The sequence below is a fragment of the Robiginitalea sp. genome (genome assembly GCF_049588695.1).
Classification (GTDB): Bacteria; Bacteroidota; Bacteroidia; order Flavobacteriales; family Flavobacteriaceae; genus Robiginitalea.
In genome coordinates, this window is sequence record NZ_JBAVZJ010000180.1 from 1 (window position 1) to 3,990 (window position 3,990).

The 3,990-nt window shown below is 47.8% G+C and carries 4 protein-coding genes and 1 pseudogene; 4 read left to right on the forward strand and 1 reads right to left on the reverse strand.

The annotated features are described in order from the left end of the window. Window positions 1-9: 9 nt before the first annotated feature. Window positions 10-261: a type B 50S ribosomal protein L31 gene (locus tag WBV75_RS04375; RefSeq protein WP_424119434.1), complete on the reverse strand. Its 252-nt coding sequence runs from the start codon at window positions 259-261 to the stop codon at window positions 10-12. Between the two features lie 165 nt (window positions 262-426). Between WBV75_RS04375 and WBV75_RS04380 the strand changes: the two genes are divergently transcribed. From WBV75_RS04380 to WBV75_RS04395, 4 genes and pseudogenes are all read left to right on the forward strand, one after another. Beyond that, complete coding sequence (locus tag WBV75_RS04380) at window positions 427-948, forward strand: DUF4199 domain-containing protein (protein ID WP_424119435.1); 522 nt, start codon at window positions 427-429, stop codon at window positions 946-948. Window positions 949-993: 45 nt separating this feature from the next. Continuing rightward, on the forward strand, window positions 994-1,980 hold the full coding sequence (locus tag WBV75_RS04385) for a glycosyltransferase family 2 protein (protein ID WP_424119436.1): 987 nt from the start codon (window positions 994-996) through the stop codon (window positions 1,978-1,980). 67 nt (window positions 1,981-2,047) lie between these two features. Next, entirely contained in the window at window positions 2,048-3,769 is a 1,722-nt protein-coding gene (locus WBV75_RS04390; protein WP_424119437.1) for a phospho-sugar mutase, read from the forward strand. After that, window positions 3,766-3,990, forward strand: a pseudogene (locus tag WBV75_RS04395) (ABC transporter ATP-binding protein); the annotation flags it as partial. The gene WBV75_RS04390 and the pseudogene WBV75_RS04395, both read left to right, overlap by 4 nt.

Below are 3,990 nucleotides of genomic sequence, written 5' to 3' on the forward strand. Positions count from 1 at the left end.
TCCCTGAACTTATTTTTTAAACTTCTTGTATTTGTTCTTGAACTTATCGATACGTCCGGCTGTATCTACCAGCTTCGCCTTCCCGGTGTAGAATGGGTGTGACGTTCTGGAGATCTCGAGTTTTACCAGGGGATAAGAAACCCCATCAACTTCAATCGTCTCTTTGGTTTCCGCTGCTGACTTGGTCAGAAAGATATCCTCATTAGACATATCTTTGAATGCGACCATCCTGTAATTCTCTGGGTGAATGCCTTGTTTCATGCTTAAAAAATATTTTTAACCTGCTAATTTCGCGGGTGCAAATGTACATATTAATATTAAAAATTACACCCCTCTGTCCTCAAAAAAATAAAATTAATTCCTACCTTCCCTGTAACAAATATCTAAATAGTCAAACTAACACCTTTAAAACCTTAACTCTCAATTATGGAAACCAGTACACCTAAAATTGGTAAATTTTCTTTGAATTATGGACTTATTCTGGGAGGGCTTGGCGTCGTTTTCGCCTTAATGCTTTTCATTAGCGATGCACATGTTTCGCAGAGCCCGGTGAACTCGATTATTTCTATTGTCATGTCCATTGCAGTTATATTCTGGGGCATCCTGAATTTTCGCAAAGCGAATCAGGGACTGCTCAGCGTCGGGCAAGCCGTCAAACTAGGGGCAGGAATCGCACTGGTTTCGGGCATCATTTCTGTGATTTGGATGCTGCTGCTCACCAACGTGCTCGACCCGGATTTTAAATCCAAAAGCATCGAATTATCCCTTGCTGCAGCCGCTGAACAGGGCACTTTAACAGCAGAACAACTTCAGCAGCAGAAAGAAATGAGCCTGCAATACTGGGAAGCGTTTGCTTATCCAGGTATATTGATCGGGTCAATCCTTATCGGCCTGGTCATCGGACTGGTTGGCGGGTTGATCTTTAAAAAATCGGCCCCGGATTATTAAACCTAAAAAATGGTACTTTTGGAGCAGAATCAGCAGTCCTGACAGATGCGCCTATCCATAGTCATCCCTTTATTAAACGAGGAGGAATCCTTAACGGAACTATCCCATTGGATTGCCGGAGTTATGGTGTCCAATGGGATTTCCTATGAAATCATCTTTATAGACGACGGCAGTACGGACAATAGTTGGGAAACCATCCGCCAACTTTCGGAATCCCAACCGGAGATCCGTGGTATTCGATTTTTAAGGAATTTTGGAAAATCCCAGGCCTTACATGCGGGCTTCAAAGCAGCTCAGGGGGCTTTAGTAGCCACCATGGATGCGGACCTGCAGGATAACCCGGAGGAAATCCCCGCCATGATGCAGATGATTGAGGCCGATGGCTACGACATGGTGTCCGGATGGAAGAAAAAGCGGTATGATTCCGTACTGATGAAAAATTTGCCGTCAAAGCTTTTCAACTGGGCGGCACGGAAAACTTCCGGGGTGAAGTTACACGACTTCAATTGCGGTTTAAAGGTTTTCCGTAAGGAAGTAGTAAAGAGTATTGAGGTCTCCGGAGAAATGCACAGATATATTCCGGTACTGGCCAAAAACGCGGGCTATCGCAAAATCGGAGAACAGGTCGTACAGCACCAGGCCAGAAAATTCGGAAAGACCAAGTTCGGACCGGATCGCTTTATCAAAGGATTCCTTGACCTTATTACCGTATGGTTTGTCTCTAAATTCGGCAAACGTCCCATGCACCTTTTTGGGGCCCTGGGGGTGCTAATGTTTATTATCGGATTCGGTTTTGCCCTATACCTGGGGATTGATAAACTGTTTTTTAATCCCACCGGTCGCCTTGTGGCACAGCGTCCCGAATTTTACATCGCCCTGACCTCCATGATCATTGGAACACAACTGTTTCTGGCGGGATTTCTTGGGGAAATGCTATTGCGTGTTCGCATTACCCAGGAGCGCTATTCCATATACGAATCCCTGAATTTGAATCGCACTCCCGAAGGTGTCTTTCAGCGGGAAAAGGCCTGAAATCAGAGCACCTATGACCATACTTTCTATGACCTGCCCTATTTGTAACTTTGATAAAACTTAACTGATGTCCATCGATAATTCCATTTCGGAGCGCGCCCATAAATGGCTCTCAGATTTTTTTGATCCCGAAACAAAAGAAGAGATCCGGGAATTGCTTCAACAAAATCCAGAGGAACTCCAGGACCGTTTTTATAAAACTTTGGAATTCGGCACTGGCGGCATGCGCGGGGTTATGGGTGCAGGGACCAACAGGATCAATAAATACACCCTGGGAAAAAGCACCCAGGGTCTGAGCAACTACCTGAAATCGAGCTTTGGAGATGAGAAGGTAAAAGTTGTGATCGCCTACGACTGCCGCCACAATAGCCAATCCCTGGCCCGGACGGTTGCCGAGGTATTTTCCGCAAATGACATTGAAGTGTACTTGTTCTCTGAACTGAGAACCACCCCCGAACTCTCTTTTGCCGTGAGGTACCTGGGCTGTCATGCGGGCGTGGTCCTGACCGCTTCGCACAATCCACCGGAATACAACGGTTACAAGGTGTACTGGCAAGATGGTGGCCAAATCGTACCCCCCGAGGACGGGGAAATCATCGCCGCCATAGATCGCCTGGATTACGAGGATATCCGTTTTAAAGCCCGACCCGAACTCATTGAGGAAATCGACCGGGAAGTAGACGAGGCTTTTCTGGATGCCTGTGTAAAAAACGGTAGTTATGGGGTGGCCGGCAAGGAAAATTTGTCGATAGTTTTCACCTCCCTGCACGGGACTTCGGTCACTGCCATCCCAGAGGTCCTGAATCGTGCGGGCTATGAACATGTCACCCAGATCCCTGAACAAGCTGTTCCCGACGGGGATTTCCCTACTGTGAAATCGCCTAACCCGGAAGAGCCTGAAGCGCTGAAAATGGCGCTGACCAAAGGAGCTGAAATCGATGCAGACATCGTTATCGGAACAGATCCGGACAGCGACCGCCTCGGAATTGCCGTTCGCAATGAAACCGGAGCACTTGAACTGCTCAACGGGAACCAGACCATGGTGCTTATGACGCGATTCCTTTTGGAGCGTGAACAGGAAAAGGGATTTCAGGGGAATGAATTTATCGCAACCACCATCGTGTCTACCCCCATGATGCAATCTATGGCGGATGTCTTTGGCGTAGAGTGCAAAACCTCCCTGACCGGGTTTAAATGGATTGCAAAAATGATCCGGGATTTTCCTTCTCAACGGTTTATCGGAGGGGGAGAAGAGAGTTTTGGATATATGGTTGGCGATTTCGTCCGGGATAAGGACGCGGTGACCGCTTCCCTGTTGGCCTGCGAAATTGCGGCATGGGCCAAAGCCCGGGGAAGCAGCTTTTACCGGGAATTACTCCAATGCTATGTCGCCTATGGGTGCTACAGGGAACGATTGGTCTCCCTGACTAAAAAAGGAATGGATGGGGCTGCCCAGATCGGGAATATGATGAAAGGATTCCGGGAAAATCCACTGCACGCACTGGACGGTTCCCCCGTCATCCGTATTGACGATTATCAAAATGGAACTTCAAAAAATCCAAAGACGGGCGAAGTCACTAAAATAAACCTTCCAAATTCCAATGTCCTGATCTATACCACCGCAGATGGGACGCGGTTGGCGGCACGCCCGAGTGGTACGGAACCCAAGATAAAGTTTTACGTCAGCGTACGCGGTTCGATCGCTTCCGGAAAGGAATACCAAAGTGAAAAACAGGCACTCGAATCTAAAATCGACCGGGTCCTGGAAGATCTCAAACTCGAAGAATGAACTATTTCCGGAAAATTCTCCGATTTGCCCGACCGTATCGCAGGTACGGATTTCTGAATATTTTCTTCAACATCCTCTATGCGCTCTTCAGCGCCCTGTCTTTTGCCGCCCTTATCCCCATGCTGGATGTACTGTTCGGTAAAACGGGGCCGATTACCGAACCCCCGGTGTACGAGGGCATCGGACAATTGGAGAGCTACGTTAAGGGATGGCTGTATTAC